Here is a 25010-nt window from a genome sequence, read left to right on the forward strand (position 1 = left end):
TGAATGGCATGGTGGAGTTACCATTTCAACAATCACAAGCCTTGAATGTTCGCCAAAACCGTGCCCTTGCCTTGGCTGGGGTATTTCAGGCCACTCAGCTCACCCATATGACAGCCATGACGGGTCAGCAAAGTATTGGTGAAAGTGGTAACTTCTATTTTGAACTATTAATCAAAGCAAGTTTAAATATACGCCCTACAGCCAACAATGGTGTTCAAACCTTAGATTTTTTTAATCAGTTGGCAGATATTTCTTTAGGGCTTAAAACACTCGAAAATTGTATTACTCAACCTTTTTCAAACATGCCTAAGTCTCGCCTTCCAAAAATGGGCACGGCCAAATTGCCAATGTCCTATGCGATGTCGCTCTTACAGCTAGAAAAAAAGGTTTATAGCAATCCTGAATATGTCGCAATCATTGAAAAAGCTCAGCAGAAAATTTTAAAACAGCTGTCTTTTTTTGATAATAACTACTTACACCCAAGCATTTTAGCCAATTTGGCGCAAACTTATGTTGATACGGCTGGCCAGATTAACCCACGCATTTTAGTTCGTGGTAATGCAGAAGCATTTAAAGATACCAATCATACTAACCGCATCCGTGCTTGTCTGTTTACTGGCTTGCAAATGGCCCATTTATGGCGACAACTCGGCGGTAGTTCGTGGAACATGATTTTTAGCAAACGTAAATTGCTACAGGATATTCAAGCACTTGCTCGTTTACAGTACCAAGTCGTTTAAGACTATAAACGAGATTTTTTTAGTTTTATGTTTATTCCAACATTAAGGAATCGTTATGAACGCTTTAACCGCACTATCACCATTAGATGGACGTTATGCCAGCAAATGTGATGCGCTACGCCCTTTTCTTTCTGAGTTTGGTTTAATCCATGCTCGTGTCACTGTAGAAGTGCGTTGGTTACAAGCACTTTCTAACCGTCCGGAAATTGTTGAAGTTGCACCTTTTTCAAACGAAACAAATGCAGCTTTAGATGCAATTGTTAGCAACTTCTCTGAAGAAGATGCAAATCGCATTAAAGAGATTGAACGTACGACTAACCATGACGTTAAAGCAGTTGAGTATTTCTTAAAAGAGAAAATTGCTGGTATCACTGAATTACAAAATGCGGGTGAATTCATTCACTTTGCATGTACTTCTGAAGACATCAACAACTTGTCTCATGCGCTTATGCTTAAAAACGGTCGTGAAGTTTTAGTATCAAGCATGAAGCAAATCCTTAATGCGATCTCTGCTTTGGCAACGACTCACGCTGAACAACCTATGTTGTCTCGTACACACGGTCAAACTGCCAGCCCAACAACTTTGGGTAAAGAAATGGCGAATGTGGCATACCGTTTAGCTCGTCAAATCAAACAATTTGAAAATGTTGAATTGCTGGGCAAAATCAATGGTGCTGTAGGTAACTACAATGCTCACCTTTCTGCTTATCCAGATGTGAATTGGGCTGCTCACGCACAAGCTTTTGTTGAATCTTTAGGTTTAACATTCAACCCTTATACAACTCAAATCGAACCACATGACTACATGGCAGAGTTGTTTGATGCGTTACGTCGTTTTAATACGATTTTAATCGACTTTAACCGTGACGTATGGGGTTACATCTCTCTAGGTTACTTCAAACAAAAATTGAAAGAAGGCGAAGTTGGTTCATCAACTATGCCACACAAAGTTAACCCAATTGACTTTGAAAACTCTGAAGGTAACTTAGGTATTGCAAATGCAGTATTGGCTCACTTAGGTGAAAAATTACCAATTTCACGCTGGCAGCGCGACTTAACTGACTCAACTGTATTACGTAATATGGGTGTTGGTTTTGCACAAAGCTTAATTGCTTTCGATGCGTGCTTAAAAGGTGTTGGTAAACTTGAGTTAAATGCAAACCGTTTAAATGAAGATTTAGACCAAGCTCAAGAAGTTTTAGCTGAACCAATTCAAACTGTAATGCGTCGCTACAACATTGAAAAGCCATACGAAAAGTTAAAAGCATTAACTCGTGGTCAGGCAATGACTCGTGACATGATGGTTAATTTCGTAAATGGTGATGAACTCGCTCAAGTACCAAGCGAAGAACGTGCGCGTTTAGCTGAACTTACGCCTGCAACTTACACAGGTAATGCAGCCGAACAAGCGAAACAAATTAACGATTTAATTAGCAAAATCTAATTAAAAAGTTTACAAAAAGCGGAGCTTAGGCTTCGCTTTTTTATTACACTGATATAAATCACAATAAAGTCTTTATAAAATGATCGAAAAACAATTCAAACTTAAACACTATATTGCTCTTGGCTTGCTTTTGATTGCGATTGTCATTTCAGCTATTCACCCTCTTGAATTTGAAGCCTATTTACTTCATCAAGTGGGCACAGTGTTTATGTTGATTTTGCTCTTTGTTATTTTTAAGAAGATTGGACTCGATTTTTTAAGTTTTATTTTCTATTTACTGTTTTTGCTCATCCATATTGTTGGTGCGCATTATCTGTATTCATATGTTCCATACAATGATTGGATACAACAAGCATTCAATTTTAATTTAGATCAATACATGGGTTGGTCCCGTAATATGTATGATCGTTTGGTTCATCTTGCCTATGGTATTTTTTTCTACCCTCTTACTTATCGCGTGTTTCAGGTGTGGTTACCATCAGTAAAGCCATTCAGTCTATTTTTACTAGTGGTTCAATTTGTAATGGCTTCAAGTGTTTTATATGAACTTATTGAATGGGCAATTGCTATTGGATTATCTCCGGAAGAAGCCGAAAATTATAATGGGCAACAAGGCGATATGTGGGATGCCCATAAAGATATGCTGTTAGCGACCATTGGTGCCATTTTCTATGGACTTCTTGCACTGATGCTTCCCTCCAAAACAAATAACTCATAAACAAAAAAGCGCTCAATGAGCGCTTTTTTTAAGATCACTTTAGACAACAGGATAGGTTTGTTCTAAAAGGCTTTGTAAAACCGAAGAAGTCGTATCAGGTAAAACATGCTCAAGATTGGGAGTAATATTACTAGCGTTCGTAGTTATATCACTCTGATCATTTACCTGAGTAGGCTTTAATGCCGCTGAAGACAAAAGAGTTTCAATTGGGTCTGGTTCACTAGACGTAGAGCTTTTTAACAAATCATCTAATGGCACAGATTTCTGCTCTTGGCTATCCGTTTCATTTATTGTGCTTTGTACTAACTTTAATGTATTTAACCCAACACTATCAGCAACAGATACAGTTTCTGCATGAGCAGTATCAACAGCTACCTCACTTAAACTGGCAGCCTTTGGAGCGACTACATCAAACGTAAAAGGTAAACTCACTTCACTGGTAAACCCTGCCGCATCGGTTTGCATTAAGGTAATAGTATGTTTACCAATTGCTAAGTCTTTATCGAGCGTAAAGCTCCATGATCGACTACTACTTACATTTACAATCCCAATAGCAACACCATTATCATAAATGGTTAAAGTTGCATTTGCCTCACCTGAGCCTGTGAGCTTTGGTCTTGCATCGTCAGTTTCTGAACCAGCAGTAATCGCACCTTTTAGAGCACCAACATCATCATCCACACTGTTTAAAACAGGTTTTGCAGGTGGGGTTGTGTCCTTAGTACCAATAATATCAAGAACCTCAGATTTATTGCCTGCACTATCAATCGCCGAAACTGAAGCATGTTTGTTATCAGTTAAAGCAGGCGAAATCGTAATTGTAAATTTTCCATTTGCATCTGCCGTTCCCGTACCAATGACCTTACCTGTCGTATCTTTGATTTCAACTTTTGCATTTGCTTCGGTTGTACCTGTTACGGTTGTGCCATCAGCATTAATCTGAGCAACAGGCTTCTCAGGTGCAATGGAGTCATAACTTGGAGAAACTTCTAAAGGTTTAGAGGTATTACCTGCTGCATCTTCAACAATAACTGTTGCCTTTTGGGACTCTTTTAAAGCAGGCGAAAGCGTGATTTGAAACTCACCTTGTGCGTTTGCGGTACCAGTTCCAATCACTTTACCATCAGCATCTTTTATCTGAACTTTTGCATTAGGCTCAGTTTGTCCTTCAACCGTGGTGCCTTCTTTATTGACTTCAACTAAAGGAACATCCGGAGCGAAAGTATCCTTTCCTGCAATAATTTTAGTCGGTTCAGATTTATTACCACCAGCATCTTCAGCTATAACTTTTCCTCCGGCGTCACTCGTCAATGGAGGAGTAAGCTTTAAAGAAAAAATACCATCCTTATTCGCAGTTACAGTGCCTAATACGTTACCACCAGCATCATAAACAGTAATTTTTGCATTTGCTTCAGTTTTACCAGTTACCAATGAACCATCATCACTCAGCTGAGTTTGGGGAGCATCTGGAGCAATTGTGTCTTTACTACCAGTCACAACACCAGCTTTAGACATATTGCCAGCAGCGTCCTCAGCAAAAACATTTAATTTATTTCCATTTGCTAAAGGCTTATCGAGTTTAATTGTAAAATTACCACTCGCATCTGCCACACCCGTTGCGACTGTATTTCCAGCAGCATCTTTAAGATAAATTTTTGCATTTGCTTCTGCTTTACCATTAACTGTAACAGTATCATCAGCAACAGTAGCAGTCGGTGCAGCAGGAGCTAAGATATCTACTGGTCCTGAAGAGTCATCTTTGTCATCGTTATCAAAAGCCCAAAGATATAAACCTTCAGCAGCTAAAACCGCCAAACCAGCTTTTAGCACGTTACCCATCGAAAAAGTTGGGGAATCATCAACCGCCATTGTCGAAGCTGGTTGGCTCGTACTAGTATAGGCTAAATCTGTGACATGGTTTAAACCTGTATAGTCGATCACCTTACCTTGAGCATCAAATTGTGCCTCAACAAATTTTCCATGCTCAGTCGGAAGAACAAGTGAATGTTCTGTTGTATTCGTTACTTCATTAAAGAAATTTTCTAAGACAATGGTCTCTCCATTTTTTAAATGGACGACTAGACTTCCACCTTGTTTTTCCACCGATGCTATATCTTTTTGACTTACGCCAATTTGAATAATAGAAGGTTTACTTAACACGACCTTATTGAGCTGACCATCTTGCAGAACGTCCAAACCCTCTTTGGATGCTACAATTATTCTTGTCATTATTTCCTGTCCTAAATTTCAGTTATATTTTTAAATGTCTAACTTTTTAAATGGTTCATCTAAAAGCTATTTTATTGCTGTTTAAAATATCAAAACCATGTGTTTATCACAATTCAAAAAGCATATTTATCAATAATTATTTTTTACTTTCTATTAAAAATCTAAGCGTATTTAATAAGACAACTTTGAATATTATCTTTATAAAAAAACCAGCATTTAAGCTGGTCCTTTATAACATTTGAATTAGATAAACTTATAGTTTTGGATCACGTACCTGCACAAGCGTCGTGTTCGCTTTTGCTAGGCTTTCCATTACCTTGTTCATGACAGTAGGGATCAAACTATCTGCCATTTGCGCTGCCTGTAAACCCAGCTTTTCACCTAAGGTCGCTTTCTTACGTGTATTAATGACATACACATCATGTTGTGGCAATAAAGCTAATAAATACTCATCAGATGTTTGCAGTTTATCAACAAGGTTAAGATCTAGAGCATCTTCACCATACCAGTGTTCACCTGTAGCCACTTTATCAACATTAAGCTGTGGGCGGTACTTTTCTACAAAGTGCTTAAATAAAACATGAGTTTGTTGGAGTTCTTCTTCAAACTTCGCTTTACCTTCAGGCGTATTTTCACCAAACATAGTTACAGTACGCTTATACTGCCCTGCTGTGTAAAGCTCAAAATCCACATTGTGTTCTTTTAAAAGACGATTAAAGTTTGGAACTTGAGCAACCACACCAATTGAACCCACAATAGCAAACGGCGCTGCAATAATTTCATTTGCAATACATGCCATCATATAGCCACCACTTGCAGCGACTTTATCCACACAAATCGTTAAATGAAAACCTGCATCGCGTAAACGCACCAACTGAGCTGCTGCTAGACCATAACCATGGACCATACCACCTGGGCTTTCCAGACGAACTACAATACGATCACGTCCTGCTTTAGCAGTTGCTAAAATCAGGGTAATTTCTTCACGCAAGTTTTCAACTGCCGAAGCTTGAATATCACCTTTGAAATCTAAAACAAAAATCTTCTGATTATTTTTACGGCGAATTTTAGCTTCTTTAGCAAGTTGTTGAGCTAATTGTAAAAGTTCTAAACGGCTTGCCGTAGTTTGCGCAATTTTTTTTCTCTGTTCATTGACACGTGCATTTAAATGGCTGACACGTATTTCCGCAGGGAGTTTAGGCAAATGGAATAACATAAAATTCTAAGCTCATAAGTTTATCTTTATAGCCTTAAGATGTGGTCCTTTTGATTAAAATTCAATAGCGATTTTGCAAAATAGAGTCATTTTCATTTATAAAATAAAAAAAAGAGCACGTGGCTCTTTTTCTTTTATTGTTTACTAATCAACCGAAGCGACCAGTAATATACGCTTCCGTTAACTGATGGTCAGGTTGAGTAAAGACTTTTTCAGTTGAGTTGACTTCAATTAAATCACCTAAATGGAAATAAGCAGTACGATCAGAAACACGTGCCGCTTGTTGCATTGAGTGAGTCACAATCACAATTGTGTATTGATTTGACAATTCAGAAATGAGTTCTTCTACTTTTGCTGTTGCAATTGGATCGAGTGCAGAACACGGCTCATCCATTAAAATCACTTCAGGACTAACAGCAATGGTACGTGCAATACATAAACGTTGTTGTTGACCACCTGATAAGCCTGTACCAGGCTGGTTCAAACGGTCCTTAACCTCGTCCCACAAACCAGCTTTACGTAAGCTGTTTTCAACAATTTCCTCTAGATCGTACTTATCACGTGCTAAACCATGAAGTTTTGGGCCATAAGCCACGTTGTCAAAAATAGATTTAGGGAATGGGTTTGGCTTTTGGAACACCATACCAACCTGAGCACGCAACAATACAACGTCTAGATTTGGGTCATAAATATTGTGATTATCGAGTGTAATTTTACCTGTTACACGGCAACCATCAATGGTGTCATTCATACGGTTTAAAGTACGAAGAAAGGTCGATTTACCACAACCTGATGGGCCAATAAACGCGATCACTTCGTTTTGGTAAATATCTAGATCAATACCTTTAATGGCTTCAAAATCACCATAATAAACATGGGCATCTTGTGCACTAATCTTGATTTCAGTTGAGTTCTGCTTTTTTGAAGTGTGTGGTTCAAAATGCGAAACATACGAAGTGCCATGATTCAGCGGTTTATCTGTAAATTGCGATTGTTCAGTATTCACTAACTTATCCTTTTCTAAGGAATTCGTAATATCAATAGTATTCATGATTTATCCTCTATTACCAACGCACTTCGAACTTTTTACGTAACCAAATTGCAAGACTGTTTAAACCAATCATTAATGCAAGTAGTACGATAATCGCAGCGGCAGTACGGCCTTCGAAGAAGTTACGCAACTCATTACCTTGCCATAAGTAAACTTGGACAGGTAAAGCAGTGGCTTGATCAAATGGTGTTGTTGGAATACTTGCAACGAATGCACTCATCCCGATTAAAAGTAAAGGTGCGGTTTCACCAAGTGCATGGGCAACACCAATAATTGCACCTGTCATAATGCCCGGTAATGCCAACGGTAAAACATGGTGGAAAATCGTTTGGAACTTAGAAGCTCCCAAACCAAGTGCAGCTTGTCGAATAGAAGGCGGCACAGCTTTTAATGAAGCACGCGTGGTAATGATGACTGTTGGTAGTGTCATTAAGCTTAAAACCAATCCACCCACTAGCGGAGCTGATAAAGGTAAATGCATCCAACCAATGAAAATTGCTGCACCGAGTAAACCAAATACGATAGAAGGAACAGCAGCAAGGTTATTGATGTTAACTTCAATAATGTCTGTAAGAACATTTTTTGGAGCAAACTCTTCGAGATAGATTGCGCTGGCAACACCAATTGGGATCGCAATGATGATCACGATGAGCATCATGAACAATGAACCCATGAATGCACCTGCAAGACCACTAATTGCCGGAGAACTGCGAGAGTCAGGATTCTTGAATAAGTTCATGTTAAATGTACTTTCAAGAACGCCTTTTGCTTTTAACTCGTCGGCAAGCTTACGCACTTCTGGATCAAGTTGTTGCTGATCATCTGGTAATGAACGATCAATATTACCTTTTAACCAAACATCGACATTCGCATCACCTAAGAAGGTAATATTTTCTTTTTTACCGATTAATGATGGATCTGCAAAGACCATATCACGCAGGCGATAAGCTTCCGAGCTTGCATATAAGCTGCTCAGGTAGTCACGTTGTGATGCAAGTGCAGGATCTTTAGCAATCATTCCATTTACAATGATGCCATCCCAATCCACCATACCCATTTTTGTTTGCCAATCAACATAACGTTCTTGGTAATGCGCAGGTGTTTCACCTTGAGTACGTACAGGCACTGGACCTGCATCAATTACTTTAGGGTCAAAGTAAATTGGAACATTCATACTGGTTTGCCAAAAAGCAGGTAAACCTTTTGCCAAAATACTACCGAACAAGAGAGCAACGAATGCAAGACCAATAATGACTGCCGAGAAACCCGCAAAACGGAAAGCTTTTTCTTTACGATGGCGTTTAGCCAAAGATTTTTCAATAACCTGTTTACGTCGTTCACGTGTTTCAGCAGCAGCTTTCGGATCAAATACGTTCTGATCCATAGGAGATGATGTATTTGATGTACTCATTCGTATTGCTCACGGTATTTACGCACAATGTACAGTGCTACAATATTTAATCCCAAGGTAATAACAAATAGTGTTAAACCTAGTGCGAATGCAACCAATGCTTGCGGACTTGAGAAGTCGGTATCTCCAGTCAACTGTTTTACAATAGTGACTGTCACTGTCGAAACAGCTTCAAATGGATTTGCGTGTAAAAGTGGACTGTTCCCTGCTGCTAAAACCACAATCATGGTTTCCCCAACCGCACGAGAGACTGCCAATAAGAAAGCACCTGTAATACCCGGTAAAGCTGCTGGCAATACGACTTGACGAATTGTTTCAGACTTAGTCGCACCCAGTCCTAAAGAACCATCACGTAGTGCACGTGGGACTTGAGTGATAATGTCATCAGATAAAGATGAAACAAATGGAATAATCATAATTCCCATTACAAAGCCAGCAGTTAAAGCACTTGTCGCGTTAATTTCTAAGCCAATATACGCACCCGCAGCTTTAAAGAATGGTCCAATAATCATCATGGCAAATACACCATAAACAATTGTTGGAATACCAGCTAAGACTTCAATTGTTGGTTTTGCCCATGAGCGGAACCATGGTGAAGCATATTCAGCTAAATAAATTGCAATCATTAATCCAACTGGTACAGCAACGAGTAGAGCGATACCACTGACCATGAGCGTGCCCCATAGCAATGGTAATAAACCATAACTACCTTCAGCATTGCCAGAAGTGCTAAAACCCGGGTTCCATTCTGTACCAAAGAAAAAGTCCATTGGGCTGACAAAACGGAAGAAGTGCATTGCTTCGCCAAACATCGACATTACGATACCGATGGTTGTTAAAATCGCAACACCAGAACATAAAATCAAAGCAACGTTAATGGCACGTTCAACTTGGTTACGAGCACGATATTGTTGGCTGATTTTTTTCTTTGCCCAAACCAAACCTAATAAAGCAGCACAAATTACAACAGCAAATTTGGCAAAAGAGCCAATCGTTTGAAATTTGGAAAACTGTTGAGCAGCTGCTAATTCGTAAGCTGCTGGTTTATCACTCACCCCAAAGCCTGAAGCAATTGATTGAACACGATCAACTAATACGCTTCTACCTGCTTCATCCAGAGAAGCACTTACAGACGCCGGAATATTATTAAAAATAATATGATTTAAAATACTTGGTTCAACCAAGTTCCAAATGATCAAAATTAAAAAAGCAGGGATACCGCACCAAAGACCAACCAGTGCGCCATAATAACCAGGACGAGAATGTAACGTCGCCGAGTTGCTTCCCTTACCTGCTATGTTACGGCTCTTTCTCAGCCCAAGTTGATATGCAATTGCCACGAGGGCTAACAACACACCGATAAGTAGCAGATTCATGTACTCTCCACTGTTTTCTCAATTGTCATAATTTGGAAAAACAAGTTAGACAAAAAGGCTGATGAACCCTTAAGATCACCAGCCTTCATTCAAACTAACTTATTTAACAGTTTTACCTGCTTTAAAGTCAGCCAAAACTTTTGCACGTTCAGCATCAGACATCGCGATTAAACCATCACGCTCAGCTTTAGAACCTTTACCAGTTGCTTTCTTGCTTACGAAATATTCTACATATTGCGGTAAGCCTTTAACTGATTTTAAGTGTTCACCTTTCACGTAGAAGTACAATGGACGAGATACAGGGTATGTACCATTCAATACTGTCTTCTCAGATGGAACAACGTTGTTTACTGTTGCTACACGTAACTTGTCACGGTTCATGTCATAGAAACTTAAACCAAACACGCCTACTGCACTTGGAGAAGTTTTTAAGCGCGCCAATGTTTCTGTATAGTCGCCAGCGATTTCAATTACACGACCATCTTTACGGAAAGTAGAACATGCTTTCTTCTGAGCATCTTTATCCAAGCTCTTGAAGTATTCATATGCTTCACAACCAGCTTCAACCATTTTCTCTTGGAAAACTTCACGAGTACCATGGTTAGATGCAGGAATTACAAGAGTAATCGGTTCATTTGGAAGTGTTTTATCGATTTGATTCCAGTTTGTATATGGGTTTGGAACCAATTTACCTTTTGAAGGTAACTGTGCAGCTAAAGCAGCAAACACGTGGTAAGGTTTTAATTTATAAGCCGCTTTGTTTGAGTTAGACGCGAATACAATACCATCGTAACCAATTTTGATTTCTTGAATTTGTTTTACACCAGCTTTGTTACAAGCTTCAATCTCAGTGCTTTTAATTTTACGAGAAGAGTTTGCAACGTCGATTGTGTTATCGCCAACACCTTGACAGAATTGTTTCAAACCAGCAGAAGAACCGCCAGAGCCCACTACAGGAGTTTTAAATTGAGGGAAAGTATTACCAAACTCTTCAGCTACAACGCTGGCAAACGGTAATACAGTTGAAGAACCAGCAATTTGAATCGTATCACGAGCTGCATTTGCAGTCGTTGTTACAGCTGCCCCAGTTACTGCTAACGCAATTGCGATTTGACGTGGATTTAAGCGCATTCTGTTCTCTCTCATTAATGCAATAGGTTGTACGTCACTTTTTGTTGAGTGCTTGTACGCTCTTCGATAGCTGCATTGTGAATAGAAAATATGACAATTAAGTTACAGTATGATGACGCTTTAATGATTTCAATATTGTTAATTGTCACATTATTATTTTTTGACTACTATCAACTATTTAATTCAATCGTAGTAGGTATTTTACCGTGTATATTAGTCTGTATTATTACACTCATTAAAAATATAAGTTTTTTGTATTTATAAAATATAAAAAATAAAGATGTTATAAATGTATTAAAAAACGATAATTTAGTTATTTTTAGTTTGATGATTAAAATAATTTTTGTTTAAGGAAATGGTTATTAAAATATTTCTAAAAATAATAATTTCTTTGTAACATGAAAATAATATGACAAAAGATAAAGGGTTACCTGCCTTATGTCAGGTAACCGCAATATGATTGTCAATTTAAGCGATCAACTCGATTGTACTTCTGGCATCGCAACCATTTTTTTACGATATTTTAATAAATACGTAAGCGCTAAAACAGCCAGCCAAATTGGACCTAAAATCACGGCAAGTCTCATATCTGGCGTCATTGCCATAATAATAAGAATAAAACATACAAAGCTAATGGTTAAATAGTTACTCCATGGGCTAAGGATGCTTTGAAATTTGGTTTGACGCTTTTGCAATTTCATTGCTTTAGTAAATTTCAAATGAGTCACTGAAATCATGAGCCAATTAATAACAAGTGCAGCCACCACAAGCATCATAAAGAGCTGAAAAGCTTGACCAGGAATCAGATAGTTCACAACTACACATATTGCAGTGATAGATGCAGAGACAACTGCTGCTGGAACCGGAATACCGCGACTGTTTACTTTTTTCAAAATTGCAGGAGCATTACCCTGCTCTGCCAAACCATGCAACATACGACTATTACAATAGATACAGCTGTTATAAACTGAAATAGCAGCAATCAAGACCACAAAGTTTAAGACGTTCGCAACACCGTTACTATTGAGTGACTGGAAGATCATGACAAATGGACTGCCGCCTTCTGCCACCATATTCCATGGATAAAGACATAAAAGAATACCGATTGCACCGATATAAAAAATCAGAATACGGTACACAATCTGATTTACTGCTTTAGGAATAGTCGTTTCAGGTTTCTTCGTTTCAGCCGCAGCAATACCAATTAATTCCAATCCGCCAAATGCAAACATAATGACAGCTAAAGCCATGACAAAACCGTGAATCCCATGTGGGAAGAAACCACCGTGTTGCCATAAATTTGCAATACCTGCTTGCGGACCTGCTGAGCCTGAAAGTAAAAGATAAGCACCGAAACCAATCATGCTTAAAATGGCAACAATTTTAATGCAGGAAAATAAAAACTCGGATTCCCCAAAAAAGCGGACATTTACCAAGTTAATGCCGTTAATTAAAATAAAGAAAAATAAAGCAGTCAGCCATGTCGGAATTTCAGGCCACCAAAACTGTATAAATGTCCCAATTGCACTCAATTCAGCCATACTGACGAGTACATATAATACCCAATAGTTCCAGCCAGACATAAAACCCGCCATTTTGCCCCAATATTTGTTCGCAAAATAACTAAAAGAACCACTGACCGGCTCTTCAACAACCATTTCACCTAAATGGCGCATAATTAAAAAGGCAATAATTCCAGCAATTGCATATCCTAATAAAATTGAAGGACCAGCCAGTTTAATCGTTTGGGAAAGACCTAAGAATAACCCTGTACCAATCGCCCCTCCGAGTGCGATGAGTTGAATATGCCGATTGGATAAGCCTTGTTTTAACTCGTGCTTATTGTTTGCATCCATAACATTATCTCCAATGTTGGTGTCACTTCCTGTACACCTTTATTCAGCACCACATCCGAAGATCAGGAACCGATCTTCGGACATAAATTTACTGTAATGTGAGTCCATTTAATTTTTGGGAAGACTTGTCCTGTCTTCTATTTAAAAAGAGATTGCATCCTTACATTTAACTGGTTGGGAACGCTCCTTTAAAATTTCGTAACCGCGATCACCGTAGTCAAAACGAGCAATCACAGAAGCAAATTTTTTCAAACTTACCGGCGCATCCATTGCTGGTAGTTTTAATTCAATAAAGGTTAATTGATCATTTTGCTGAACGTTGTCTAAAACGCTCTTCAGCTGTCCAGCAGTCTCAACCACATAAGTTGTATGGCCTTTTTTACCGTTAAATACCGCTGGAATTTCAGTGTATTTCCAGTTTTGCACGTCGTTATAAGCAGCGTTTTCACCCATAATTAAACGTTCAATGGTGTAGCCGCCATTGTTCAGCAAGAAAATGATTGGTTTTAAACCGTGACGGATAATTGTAGAAAGCTCTTGTACCGTAAGCTGGAATGAACCATCACCAATAAACAGAATTTGACGACGCTCAGGAGCAGCCAACAAACTACCAAGCAAAGCCGGTAAGGTGTAACCAATAGAACCCCAAAGCGGCTGTGCAATATATTTGGCTGTGGCAGGAAGTTTGATACCTGACAATGCAGAGTTTGATGTTCCTACCTCACCAATAATCACATCATCTTCTTTTAAGAACCCTGAAATGTAATTCCAAAGCACATCTTGACTTAGCTTTTGCTGAGCTGGAGCTTCAATTACTTTCTGTGGTTGTTTTTCAAGAAGAGGTATTGTCGATTTACGTGGCGCAACTTTTTTATTTAGCTCGACAAGTAATTGTCCTATTTCAATACCCGGAAAATCCTGACCAAAAATATTTAAGCCATAAGATTTAATTTCAATGTAGTTCTTAGTCTCAATTTGATGAGTAAATACAGCTGAGCCTACATCGGTAAAGCGTGCACCAACACCAATTAAACAATCAGATTGTTCAATGATATTTTTTACATGCGGTTGGCTTGCCCCGCCCACATAAGTTCCAATGTAACGAGGTGAGCCTTCGTCCATAATATTTTTTGCAGTATTCATGCCTGCAAATGGAATTGAGCATTTTTGAGACAAATCATTTAAAAGTGAAGTTACACCAAAAACTGAAGCTTCATTATCAATAAGAAGTGCAGGACTTTGAGCATTCTCAATAATGTCACAAAGTTTGCTTACCACACTCTGCAATAATTCAGGTTCAACAGCTGGGTAGCTTAAGTCGAGCGGACGCTCAGATACTTCAATTTTAACGTGAGTAATATCACCTGGTAGTTGAATGTGCACAGGACGGCGTTCAAGGAAACACTGACGTAATACACGGTCAATTTCAAAGGCTGCATTTGCTGGAGTTAAACGTGTTTGGGCAACTGTGAACTCTTTCATACAGTTCATAATATTGTCGTAGTTACCATCGACAAGCGTGTGATGTATTAGTGTGCCCTTTTGAACTGCATGTAAAGGCGGAATACCTGAGATATGAATAAGAGGTACATTTTCTGCATAGGCACCTGCAATACCATTAATCGCACTTAAGTCACCTACACCATAAGTGGTTGCCAAGGCAGAAAAACCGTTAATTCGTGCATAACCGTCTGCTGCATAGGCAGCATTTAATTCATTACAATTTCCAATAAATTCGAGTTGTGGGTCTGCTTCAACTTGTTCTAGATATGAGAGGTTAAAATCACCAGGTACACCAAAAAGATGTTGGATACCCATTTGTTTTAAACGAAGATTTAAAAAGTCACCGATTTCTATGAACATTGCTCTATATCCTTTGAGACCAATTTTTATTCCATAGAAAAATAATATTTCATCTATCTTTTAGATTTCGTGCATAATGAAAACGCATTTTAATAAAAATACATGATTTGTGTATCATAAAAGGATTTTATGCAATGGATAAGTTCGACTGGCAAATCATTCAGGCACTACAAAAGAATGGACGGCTCACCAATCAGGAAATAGGAGATTTAATTGGTTTATCTGCTTCACAATGTTCAAGAAGAAGGCAGCTACTCGAGCAAAAAGGGATAATTCTAGGCTACACTGCGCGCATCCAGCAGCAGGCGCTAGGACTCGAAGTTACAGCGATGATACATATTAATCTAAGAACACACGAGGCAAAATCACAGCAGGCTTTTCAAGAGCTCATTGAAGCTGAAGACAACATCCAGGATGCATTTTCAATTAGTGGTGATGCAGATTTTATTTTAAAAGTCGTTGCAGAAAACTTAGAACAGCTTTCTCAATTTGTGACTGAAAGATTGCTTTCTTATAATTTTATAGGTCACATAAAGTCTTACATTGTTCTTAAAAAAATTAAAGAACAGAATCATTTTTTAATCAAACCTAAAAGCATGAGCTATCATCACTCCCAATAAGTAAACTAAGCATTTCACTCTTAAAAGTGAAAATAAAAAGGCGGATACTAGATCCGCCTTAAAATTAATATTTAGACTTTACTAATATGAACTGTTTGCCCGATCGTATTTTCAAGTAAACCTTCTAAACCAAACTCAGCACCTAAACCAGACATTTTCCAGCCACCAAAAGGTGCATGAGGCAGAACCTCAGCATGGGTATTAATCCAAACAGTACCGCATTGAAGCTGACTAGCGTAAGTCTGTGCTGCTTTAATATCAGAAGACCAAATTGAGCCACCTAAACCAAACTCACTGTCATTGGCACGAGCAATTGCATCGTTGATATCGGTATATTTTAAAACAGGTAATACAGGGCCAAACTGTTCTTCTTGCACCAGGCGGCAAGAATCAGAAACTTCAGTCAATATAGTTGGTGCAATAAAGTAGCCCTGCTCTGGTAGCTGCTGTTGCCCAGAAAGTGCTTTTGCTCCTTGAGAAATGGCATCGGCAATAAGTGCTTTCACTTTGTTATATTGCATTTTGTTTTGTACTGGACCAAATGTTGTAGAAGATGCCATACCATCACCCACAACTTGAGCGTTGGCAATATCAGCTAACTTTTGAGATAAAGCTTCATACTGGCTTTCATGAACGTATAAGCGCTTTAAGGCTGCACATGTTTGACCGGCATTCAAGAACGCCATATTAAAAATCTTAGGTGCAATTTCATCGATATTTGCATCTGGTAATACAATACCAGCATCATTACCACCCAACTCTAAAGTTAAGTGTTTTAGCTGCTGAGCTGCACCCGCCATAATGTGCTGGCCTGTTCGAGTTGAACCCGTAAATACAACTTTTTGTACATCTGGATGAGAAGATAATGCTTCGCCAATCTCACCAGCACCAACCACAATCGAAATTACACCAGCAGGAACTTCTTGCTGAATGATTTCACATAAACGCAAAGTTGATAGTGGTGTGTATTCAGAAGGTTTGCTAATCACAACGTTACCCGCGCGTAAGGCAGGCATGATGTGCCAAACTGCAATCATCAGTGGCCAGTTCCATGGTGTAATTGAAGCCACTACACCCAATGGTTGGCGATGGCGCTCAATACGCTTGGTTTCACTGTCTTCAATTACTTCTACAGGTAAATCCATCGCAGCCGCATAGCGAGTCCAGCCAATTGCGCCCTGCACTTCCATTTGAGCAAGTGCGAGTGGCTTACCTTGTTCAAGCACAACCAACTCTGCGAGCATTTCAGCGTGCTTTTCAATGCCATCTGCAATCTTATTTAAGATCGACTTACGCTCATCATGGGAAACTTGTTGCCAAGCTTTAGATGCTTGTTTAGCTGCACTCACTGCCTGATTTACTTGCGCAACCGATGCTTTTGCACAATGTGCAGCAGTTAAGCCAGTAGCAGGGTTAAGAATTTCTAGTTCACCTTGTTCACCTGAACAAAGTTGACCGCCAATAATGAGTTTAAATTCATTGAGCATATTCGCTTGTTGCATTTCTTCTTCCTTGTCTTAATTGTAATTACAGCCACTTACTTTTTTCACTTAAAGCGGGATTATTTAAAGTGAGTACGATATTGATATATCAATGCGACCCAAAATATCGGGAACATACCAATACAATAAGAAATTTGCTCCCCATAAATCATGCATAATTATTTTTGTTTTGTGAAAATATGCATGATTTGTGCATGTATTCTTTTCTTCATACACAATCCAAATAAAAACAATCTGCCATAAAAAAGCCCGGTAATAAACCGAGCTTTTTTTGTTATCAACTCAATTAGTCAATTGGTGGTACATAGTTACCAGAAGCAATTGCATCTTTAATGCGGTCAGCTTCAGCCAATACTTGACCTAAAAGGTTTTTAACGTTTTCGAATGTCACAACAGGGCTTAATGTTGTCATTTTCAATGACTGTACATTACCCACTTTTGTTACACCGATATTTGCTTCACCACGTGCAAACAATTCGTCCGCTACGTTTTGGTTCAAGCTATCGATAAACTCAGCTGGGTAGCCTTGTGGAACAACACGGAATAATACCGAAGCAAACTGAGGCTCAACTAAAAGTTCTAAACCATCAGTTGCCTTGATGTAATCTGCAACTTCACGGGTAAGTTTTACACCATGGTCAATCATTGAACCATAAAGGTCTTCACCTAGTGATTCAATTGTCATCCACAATTTCAATGCATCAAAACGACGAGTCGTTTGTAATGACTTAGACACAAGGTTTGGTACACCGTGCTCTTCGTCATAAGCAGAGTTCAAGTACTCAGCTTCATAATGCATGAAACGATAGTTCGCTTCGTCTTTTAACAAGAACGCGCCACAGCTAATGCTTTGGAAATAATGCTTATGGAAGTCGAGGGTAATCGAATCAGACAACTCAATACCATCAAGCATTGCACGATAGTCATTTGAAAGAATTAATGCACCGCCCCATGCCGCATCGATATGCATCCATGAACCATATTTATTGGTAATTTCACGGATTTTCTTCAATGGATCAATTGCACCGGCATCTGTAGTACCTGCTGTCGCAACGACACAAGCAACGACTTTACCTTCAGACTGAAGATGCGCCATCGTTTTTTCGAGAGCATCTACATCCATTTGTGCATTTTCATTCACAGGAACAGTCACAACTGACTGGAAGCCCATACCCATCATTGCCATGTTCTTTTGCACAGAGAAATGTGCATTTTCAGAACAAATGACTTTGACGTTTTTCATTGCATCGGCAGGAATACCATCACGCTGTACAGACCATGGATTACCATTTTCGTCTTTCCAGTTTTTCGAGATGCACCAGTCACGAGCAAGCAATACACCCATCAAGTTAGATTGAGTACCGCCAGAAGTGAAAACACCAGCCTGGCCAGAACCATAACCTACTTTTTGACGCAACCAATCAATGAGCTGAACTTCCATTAATGAACCAGCCGGGCTTTGATCCCATGAGTCCATAGATTGGTTAGTTGCATTGATTAACACTTCCGCAATCTGGCTCATCACCATGGTTGGGCAGTGTAAGTGTGCTAATGAATGTGGATGGTGTACTTTCAAGCTTTTATTCAAGAAAAGCTCAATCATACGTTGAAGAGATTCTTGTACACCCATACCCTCTTTTGAAGGTTGGAAAGAAATTGCTGAACGCAATTCTTTAATGCTACCGCCAGTGTACATCTTTTCATTTTGCAACCATGCTGAAACGGCTTTTACCGCTTCGCCCATTGCTGACTCATAGTCAGCAATGGATTGTGCATCATTGCAGAGTAACGCTTTACGATGTTCTGCAAAATCCACCATACTTATGCGCCTCGTACTGCAACCAATGCTTCTGCAATTGCTTTCTTAAAGCGAGCAACTACTTCAACACATTCGTCTTGAGTAATGATTAACGGGCAAAGTAAACGAATTACCGTACCATTACGACCACCTTTTTCAAGCAATAATTTATTGTTGAAACAAGCAGTTTGAATCGCAGCAGCTAATTGTGAATCAGCAGGATGTGAACCAATACGATCAGCTGGTTTACGCTCGTCAACGATCTCTACACCGATCATTAAACCGCGACCACGTACGTTACCTATACATGGGAATTCTTGAGCTAATTTTTTAAATTCAGCTTGTAAGAAGTCACCACGCTCTTGCGCATTTTGAGCAAGATTTTGTTCGCTAATCGTTTTTAATACGACAAGACCAGTACCCATAGCGAGTTGGTTACCACGGAAAGTACCCGTGTGACCAGCAGGTTGCCAAGCATCAAATTTACGTTTAATACCTAATACTGCAAGTGGTAAACCACCACCGACTGCTTTAGACATTACAACAACATCAGGTTCAATACCTGCATGTTCAAATGCAAACATTTTGCCTGAACGTGCAAAGCCAGCTTGAACTTCGTCTAAAATTAAAACGATGTTGTGCTTTTCAGTCACTTCACGGATTTTTTGCAACCATTTTACTGGAGCTGTAACTACGCCGCCTTCACCTTGAATCGCTTCAAGAATAACAGCAGCCGGTTTTGTTACACCGCTTTCTACATCTTCAATAAAGTTTTCAAAATAGTAAGTTAAAGCGTCAACACCAGCTTCACCACCTAAACCAAGTGGGCAGCGGTATTCATGCGGATATGGCATGAATTGTACGCCTGGCATTAAACCGTTAACTGCATTTTTTGCACTTAAGTTACCAGTCATAGCAAGCGCACCATGGGTCATACCATGATAACCGCCTGAGAAACTGATCACTGAGCTACGGCCAGTGTAAGTCTTAGCAAGTTTGATTGCTGCTTCAGTTGCGTCTGCACCAGCAGGACCACAGAACTGCAAGCAATATTCTTCTTTACCACCAGGTAAATATGCTAACAATGCTTCAGTGAATGCATCTTTTAAAGGTGTGGTTAAGTCTAAAGTATGCAATGGCAAACCACTTGCCAATGTATCTTGAATACTTTGAATCACCGCAGGATGATTATGACCTAAAGCCAATGTACCTGCCCCAGCTAAACAATCAAGGTACTGTGTACCTTCAACATCAGTAACCCAGCATCCTTGTGCTTTCGCTATCGCTAACGGTAATTTACGTGGATAGCTACGAACATTTGATTCCATTTGACTTTGGCGAGTCAAATAATATTCGTTAGTAGCATTAGTGGCAGGGTTAACGGAAGTAACGCTCATATCGGATTACCATCTCTGATAGGGGTAGAAAGAAATAAGTCTGGTGACGATTGGTCCTTTGACTCGGTGCTTTATAGAACTAGTAAAGACACTTATTTTATATCTTGTAACTAGGAGCGCGATGATACCTAATTTTACAAGAAAAAAAACGTCTTTTATGTACTTTACTCATCTAATCTTATTGAAAAAATGTATCATCCCAATAGTTATGATGAATTATCATCATACTATGTGACAACCTAAAGAAAATATTCTTTTTTTATATTACTTTGATTTTTTAGTTTACATTGAAATATTTTATTTTTAAGTTACTATTTTTTAAAAGATTTCATATTAGCCCTCATTTAAAAAAACTGATCTCAATATTACAAATACGCCACAAAATCTGCAAAAGTTATGCATAAGTTATGTTTAACATTTCTTAATGAAAAAAATTAAATTTATATTAATTTTTAAAGGAAAAATTTATGCGTACTTTAGCCGTATCAACCCTTCTTTTAGGTTCCCTCCTTAGCCCTTTAGTTTTTGCTCAGGATGATAATGTTTTGAACTACAATATTGTAAATGTACAAGCCGAAGCTTCTCGCCAAGTTTCTAATGATGAAATGCATGCGACTTTATATATTGAAAAAAGTAACAAACAACCAGCTGAACTTTCAAATCAAATTAATCAATTAATGAATCAAGCGCTTAGCGTTTCTCGTAAATATCCTCAAGTAAAAGTGGAAACTGGTGCTCAAAGCACTTACCCAATTTACGATAACGATAGTAATAAGTTAAAAGAATGGCGTGGCCGCGCTGAAATCCGTCTTGAAAGTAAAGACTTTAAAGCTGCTAGCCAGTTAGTAAACGAATTACAGCAAAACTTCCAAACTCAATCAATTAACTTTACGGTTTCTGATGAACAACGTAAAAAAGTTGAAAATGAGTTGATGGTTGAAGCCTCTAAAAACTTCCAACAACGTGCTCAAATGTTGACCCAAGCTTGGAATAAAAACCAATATACTTTAGTCACTCTAAACCTGAACACAAATAACTATTTCCCACAACCTGTAATGCGTGCCAGTATGGCTAAGTTTGCCGTTGCCGAAGCTGCACCAGCTCAAGACATGGCAGCTGGTGAGTCTAAAATTACTGTGAATGCAAACGGTTCAATTCAGTTTAAATAATTTGTTTGTCTAAAAAGCCGTATGAAAGATGCGGCTTTTTTTATGGGTAGAATAAAATCTCTAACTCAAATTTTGCAAAGAATCCCACGCAGCTTTAGCCAAAATATCCTTATAAACTTTAGGGTTTGAGGTAACTCGTTGTGATAACCATGCACGGCAATAATTTTCTGTAGATCCGATCACTAGTGAAAGCAATAGCTCATGCGGTATCGATGTTAAAAACCCGGCCTCAGCATAATTTGAAATTGAATTAAAGATCTTTTGATTTCTTAATTTATTTTTCTGAATGAGACGTTCTTGGTCTTCACCCTGCATCACACTAAAACGAGCAGAGATTAAAAAATTAGCAAACTCTGGCTGTTCACTTACCCAATCAACATAGCTATGAATAAAAGCATATAAAACATCTTGAAGCGATTTTGTAGTCTCAAGATAGTTATCTCTTAAGGCCGCTTGGTCATCTAAAGCTGCAAAAAATAAAGTCGCAACAATACCTTCTTTATTTTTAAAATGATGATAAATAGCCCCTACACTGCTGTCAGATTTGGAACGAATCATTTCAATGCTTGTAGTTTCAATTCCATTTTCTAAAAAACAAGACAAGGCATCTAACAAAATCTGTCTCTTTAAAGTAGCCCTTCTGCCCGGATATAACCGCTCTAATAACTCTTGTGCAGATTGCATCATTTATTCCCTAACCAGTTATCGGAGATATTCTGAATGACTTGACTCAATTTTGTAAACAGAATTATATTCTTTAACAGAACTTTATTCTGTTTTTTATGGAACCTTAAATCATGGCAACCACTTTAGAACTTTGGAACAAGGTGTCTAGTTTTCCGAAAGGAAAATGGACTTTCTCACGCATGCTATGTTTAAAAGCACCTTATTTCGGAAGTATTTCCCCGCTCTTTATCGAGTTAAAACCCAACTATTGCGAAATAGCCATTAAGAAAAAACGTTCAGTTCTAAATCATATTGGAACAGTACATGCTATTGCGATGTGTAATATGGCAGAGCTGGCAGGTGGAACAATGACAGAAGTTACTGTGCCTTCTACACACCGCTGGATCCCCAAAGGTATGACAGTCGAATATTTAAAAAAGGCAGAAACAGACCTCATTGCAGTTGCAACGCCTGTAGAAAAAAATTATGACTGGGAAAAAGCTGGCGAATATTTAGTGAATGTAGAAGTCTATGATGCTCAAAAAGACAAAGTTTTTCAGGCTACGATTACTATGTGGATTTCTAAAAAGAAATAATAAAAAGCCCTGAAATAATCAGGGCTTTTTGACTTATTTTTTAAACGGTAAAGCATATTTAAAGATACGGCCGACAACCTGTCCAAACTGTTTAGCCAAACTTGCATTGTTATAATTTAGACCATATTTTTTACATACAGCTTCAACTTTTGGAGCCATTTGGCGATAACGACGCGCTGGAATATCTGGAAATAAATGGTGCTCAATCTGATGGCTCAAATGTCCGCTTAAAATATGTAATGCTTCTGAACCTTTCAAGTTAGAAGAACCACGAATCTGGCGCATATACCAGTGACCACGGCTTTCTTCTTGTAAAACAGACTTTGGAAATACTTCTGCATCTTTTGTGAAGTGACCACAGAAAATAATCGTAAATGTCCAGATATTACGAAGACCATTTGCAACCAAATTACCAGTGAATACAGGTAAAGCTGCTGGACCTGCAATTAAAGGGAAGAAAACATAGTCTTTAAAAAGTTGTTTTCCAATCTTTTTATTCACAGGTTTTAATTCTTCCAAGAATTTTGCCATGCTCTTACGTTTATAAAGGACACGTCCAATTTCAAGATTCTGAATAGCTACGCCCCATTGGAACAATAAACAAAATGGGATGCTATAAACAGGTTGAAGTAAAAAACCTGGCTTCCAGCGTTGCTCTGGGAATAAACGAAGTAAACCGTAACCAATGTCATCATCAATACCTTTAATATTGGTATAGGTGTGATGTTTATAGTTATGAGTTTGGCGCCAGTTATCAGAAGTACCAACTGTATCCCACTCGTAAGTTTGACCATTAAATTTAGGATCGTTCATCCAGTCATATTGACCGTGCATCACGTTATGACCGAGTTCCATGTTTTCCATAATTTTAGAGAAGCCTAATAGGCCTGTTCCTAAAATCCACGCTGGTGGGAACCAACCTGCAAACAAACATGCTCGGCCTAGAAAGCTACTATAACGAATTGCAGCATAAACACGGCGGATATATTTAGCGTCTTTTTCGCCCAAATCATCCAATACCTCTTGCTTGATCTGATCGAGCTCTTTTGCAAATGCATCAAGTTCTGCTGGAGTCAAATCTCGATTTTTAGGATTTTTAAAATATTCGACTTTCACTGGCATATTCATAAGAGTTCTCTCTTAAAGATCAATAACTAGATCGGATTGTGCTGAGTTCACACAAATTTTGAGTAATTGGCTTGGTTCAGTGTTTTCACTACCGTTGAGTAAATTACGTGTTGAACCTTGTGATTTATTACAAACACATTTATTACAAATTCCCATACGGCAACCATGAGTTGGTTTAAGACCTTCATGTTCAAGGCTAACCAGAATTGACTGGCCTTTAGGAATTGCAATAACCTTATTAGACTGGGTTAATGTGACATTCACATAACCAATATCATCAGCAGAGCTTTCATTTGTTAAGCTAAATGCTTCTGTTAAAACGGCTGGAGCTTTTTCAAAAAGTTGCTCAACAGTCGCCACAAAACCAGAAGGTCCACACGCATAAATTGTGCTGTTTTCGACATCATCAACTAAAGCTAAATGCTCTGCATTTAAACGTTCATCATTTGGGGTTTCTTGTGTATAGAAAACCTGATAATTAAAGTTCGGATATTGCTGCGCAACTTTTTCAAAGTATTCAACAAAAGCTGCATCTGAACGTTGTTTTACCCAATATAAAAGTTGCACCTGAACTTTATCTAACTGCTGGCTTTGTTTAATCGCAGTAATCAAGCTCAACATTGGGGTAATACCACTACCCGCAGCCAACATAATTAAATTCGGTGTTTTGATGTTTTGTTGCATGTCACCATAAGGTTGACCAAGCTCAAAAACATCACCGATTTTGCTTTCAGAAATAAACCAGTTACTCACGATACCATCAGCAACTTTTTTAACTGTTAAACGTAAGTGCTGAGCATCAATTTGCGTCAAACTATAAGTACGTTCATAGCGACGACCGGCAATTTCTACAATTACAGGATGATGCTGGCCTGCAACGCCCATTTTTACTAGGCGGTTGCATTTTAGCGTCAGGCTCACCATATCATGAGCGACAAATTCTTTTTTTACAATTTGAACAAGTCCGTGCTTTACAGACCATAAAGGATTAACTTTTTGTAGCCAGAAATTAGCCATTTCTTTATCAAAGATGGCTTGTGTCAATGAATTGAATAGAGAATTTCTCTTTTCGATTGCTTGCATAACTGAAGGCTCTGTC

General features: G+C 38.6%; 20 protein-coding genes. 6 read left to right on the forward strand and 14 right to left on the reverse strand.

What is annotated here, in order from left to right; translation table 11 throughout:
* The first annotated feature begins 8 nt into the window (after window positions 1-8).
* The 3 genes from hflD to RMA94_RS18455 all read left to right on the forward strand — a co-directional run bounded on the left by hflD (window position 9) and on the right by RMA94_RS18455 (window position 2902).
* Window positions 9-740, forward strand: coding sequence for a high frequency lysogenization protein HflD (gene hflD, locus RMA94_RS18445; protein ID WP_002118587.1), 732 nt, complete (start codon window positions 9-11; stop codon window positions 738-740).
* Window positions 741-795: 55 nt separating this feature from the next.
* Window positions 796-2184, forward strand: a complete 1389-nt coding sequence (gene purB, locus RMA94_RS18450; RefSeq protein ID WP_311083970.1) for an adenylosuccinate lyase — start codon at window positions 796-798, stop codon at window positions 2182-2184.
* 79 nt (window positions 2185-2263) lie between these two features.
* Window positions 2264-2902, forward strand: coding sequence for a DUF2238 domain-containing protein (locus RMA94_RS18455; protein ID WP_311083971.1), 639 nt, complete (start codon window positions 2264-2266; stop codon window positions 2900-2902).
* A gap of 39 nt (window positions 2903-2941) precedes the next feature.
* On the opposite strand, the gene blp2 is transcribed toward RMA94_RS18455, so the two are convergent.
* The 8 genes from blp2 to RMA94_RS18495 all read right to left on the reverse strand — a co-directional run bounded on the left by blp2 (window position 2942) and on the right by RMA94_RS18495 (window position 15035).
* Window positions 2942-5131: an Ig-like repeat protein Blp2 gene (gene blp2, locus RMA94_RS18460; RefSeq protein WP_311083972.1), complete on the reverse strand. Its 2190-nt coding sequence runs from the start codon at window positions 5129-5131 to the stop codon at window positions 2942-2944.
* 253 nt (window positions 5132-5384) lie between these two features.
* Entirely contained in the window at window positions 5385-6347 is a 963-nt protein-coding gene (gene sohB / locus RMA94_RS18465) for a protease SohB (RefSeq protein WP_311083973.1), read from the reverse strand.
* A gap of 148 nt (window positions 6348-6495) precedes the next feature.
* The gene (pstB, locus tag RMA94_RS18470) at window positions 6496-7398 is read right to left on the reverse strand and encodes a phosphate ABC transporter ATP-binding protein PstB (protein WP_032004490.1); all 903 of its coding nucleotides are present in this window, start codon (window positions 7396-7398) and stop codon (window positions 6496-6498) included.
* A 13-nt stretch (window positions 7399-7411) separates the two neighbouring features.
* Complete coding sequence (gene pstA / locus RMA94_RS18475) at window positions 7412-8809, reverse strand: phosphate ABC transporter permease PstA (protein ID WP_165382235.1); 1398 nt, start codon at window positions 8807-8809, stop codon at window positions 7412-7414.
* Complete coding sequence (pstC, locus tag RMA94_RS18480; protein WP_086265409.1) at window positions 8806-10185, reverse strand: phosphate ABC transporter permease subunit PstC; 1380 nt, start codon at window positions 10183-10185, stop codon at window positions 8806-8808. Before pstC ends, pstA begins: the two co-directional genes overlap by 4 nt.
* 99 nt (window positions 10186-10284) lie before the next feature.
* Window positions 10285-11316, reverse strand: a complete 1032-nt coding sequence (locus RMA94_RS18485; RefSeq protein WP_005073265.1) for a substrate-binding domain-containing protein — start codon at window positions 11314-11316, stop codon at window positions 10285-10287.
* A 476-nt stretch (window positions 11317-11792) separates the two neighbouring features.
* Window positions 11793-13172 carry an amino acid permease gene (locus tag RMA94_RS18490; RefSeq protein WP_311083974.1) on the reverse strand — a complete coding sequence of 460 codons (1380 nt, stop codon included), beginning with the start codon at window positions 13170-13172 and terminating at the stop codon, window positions 11793-11795.
* 141 nt (window positions 13173-13313) lie between these two features.
* On the reverse strand, window positions 13314-15035 hold the full coding sequence (locus tag RMA94_RS18495) for a thiamine pyrophosphate-binding protein (protein WP_311083975.1): 1722 nt from the start codon (window positions 15033-15035) through the stop codon (window positions 13314-13316).
* 134 nt (window positions 15036-15169) lie between these two features.
* Here RMA94_RS18495 and RMA94_RS18500 point away from each other — a divergent pair, with 134 nt between their 5' ends.
* A complete protein-coding gene (locus RMA94_RS18500) occupies window positions 15170-15655 on the forward strand; it encodes an Lrp/AsnC family transcriptional regulator (protein ID WP_004700117.1) in 486 nt (161 codons plus the stop codon).
* Between the two features lie 71 nt (window positions 15656-15726).
* Here RMA94_RS18500 and RMA94_RS18505 read toward each other — a convergent pair whose 3' ends face one another.
* The 3 genes from RMA94_RS18505 to RMA94_RS18515 form a co-directional block, all read right to left on the reverse strand.
* Window positions 15727-17157, reverse strand: coding sequence for an aldehyde dehydrogenase family protein (locus tag RMA94_RS18505; protein WP_311083976.1), 1431 nt, complete (start codon window positions 17155-17157; stop codon window positions 15727-15729).
* Window positions 17158-17443: 286 nt separating this feature from the next.
* Window positions 17444-18976, reverse strand: a complete 1533-nt coding sequence (locus RMA94_RS18510; protein WP_017399290.1) for an aspartate aminotransferase family protein — start codon at window positions 18974-18976, stop codon at window positions 17444-17446.
* A 2-nt stretch (window positions 18977-18978) separates the two neighbouring features.
* Window positions 18979-20352 (reverse strand): diaminobutyrate--2-oxoglutarate transaminase, encoded by a 1374-nt coding sequence (locus tag RMA94_RS18515; RefSeq protein WP_002118718.1) that lies wholly within the window; start codon window positions 20350-20352, stop codon window positions 18979-18981.
* A 467-nt stretch (window positions 20353-20819) separates the two neighbouring features.
* On the opposite strand from RMA94_RS18515, the gene RMA94_RS18520 reads away from it, so the two are divergent.
* A complete protein-coding gene (locus RMA94_RS18520) occupies window positions 20820-21521 on the forward strand; it encodes an SIMPL domain-containing protein (RefSeq protein WP_311083977.1) in 702 nt (233 codons plus the stop codon).
* A 60-nt stretch (window positions 21522-21581) separates the two neighbouring features.
* Here the strand turns inward: RMA94_RS18520 and RMA94_RS18525 are convergent, their stop codons facing one another.
* On the reverse strand, window positions 21582-22205 hold the full coding sequence (locus RMA94_RS18525) for a TetR/AcrR family transcriptional regulator (RefSeq protein ID WP_311084049.1): 624 nt from the start codon (window positions 22203-22205) through the stop codon (window positions 21582-21584).
* A 113-nt stretch (window positions 22206-22318) separates the two neighbouring features.
* Here RMA94_RS18525 and RMA94_RS18530 point away from each other — a divergent pair, with 113 nt between their 5' ends.
* The gene (locus RMA94_RS18530; RefSeq protein WP_311083978.1) at window positions 22319-22783 is read left to right on the forward strand and encodes a hotdog fold domain-containing protein; all 465 of its coding nucleotides are present in this window, start codon (window positions 22319-22321) and stop codon (window positions 22781-22783) included.
* A 33-nt stretch (window positions 22784-22816) separates the two neighbouring features.
* On the opposite strand, the gene RMA94_RS18535 is transcribed toward RMA94_RS18530, so the two are convergent.
* Together RMA94_RS18535 and RMA94_RS18540 are read right to left on the reverse strand one after the other, a co-directional pair.
* Window positions 22817-23911 (reverse strand): acyl-CoA desaturase, encoded by a 1095-nt coding sequence (locus tag RMA94_RS18535; RefSeq protein ID WP_002118415.1) that lies wholly within the window; start codon window positions 23909-23911, stop codon window positions 22817-22819.
* Between the two features lie 12 nt (window positions 23912-23923).
* The gene (locus tag RMA94_RS18540) at window positions 23924-24994 is read right to left on the reverse strand and encodes a ferredoxin reductase (RefSeq protein ID WP_108011358.1); all 1071 of its coding nucleotides are present in this window, start codon (window positions 24992-24994) and stop codon (window positions 23924-23926) included.
* Between the last annotated feature and the right edge of the window lie 16 nt (window positions 24995-25010).

Source organism: Acinetobacter sp. V115_6 (genome assembly GCF_031799025.1).
Lineage (GTDB): Bacteria > Pseudomonadota > Gammaproteobacteria > Pseudomonadales > Moraxellaceae > Acinetobacter > Acinetobacter pittii.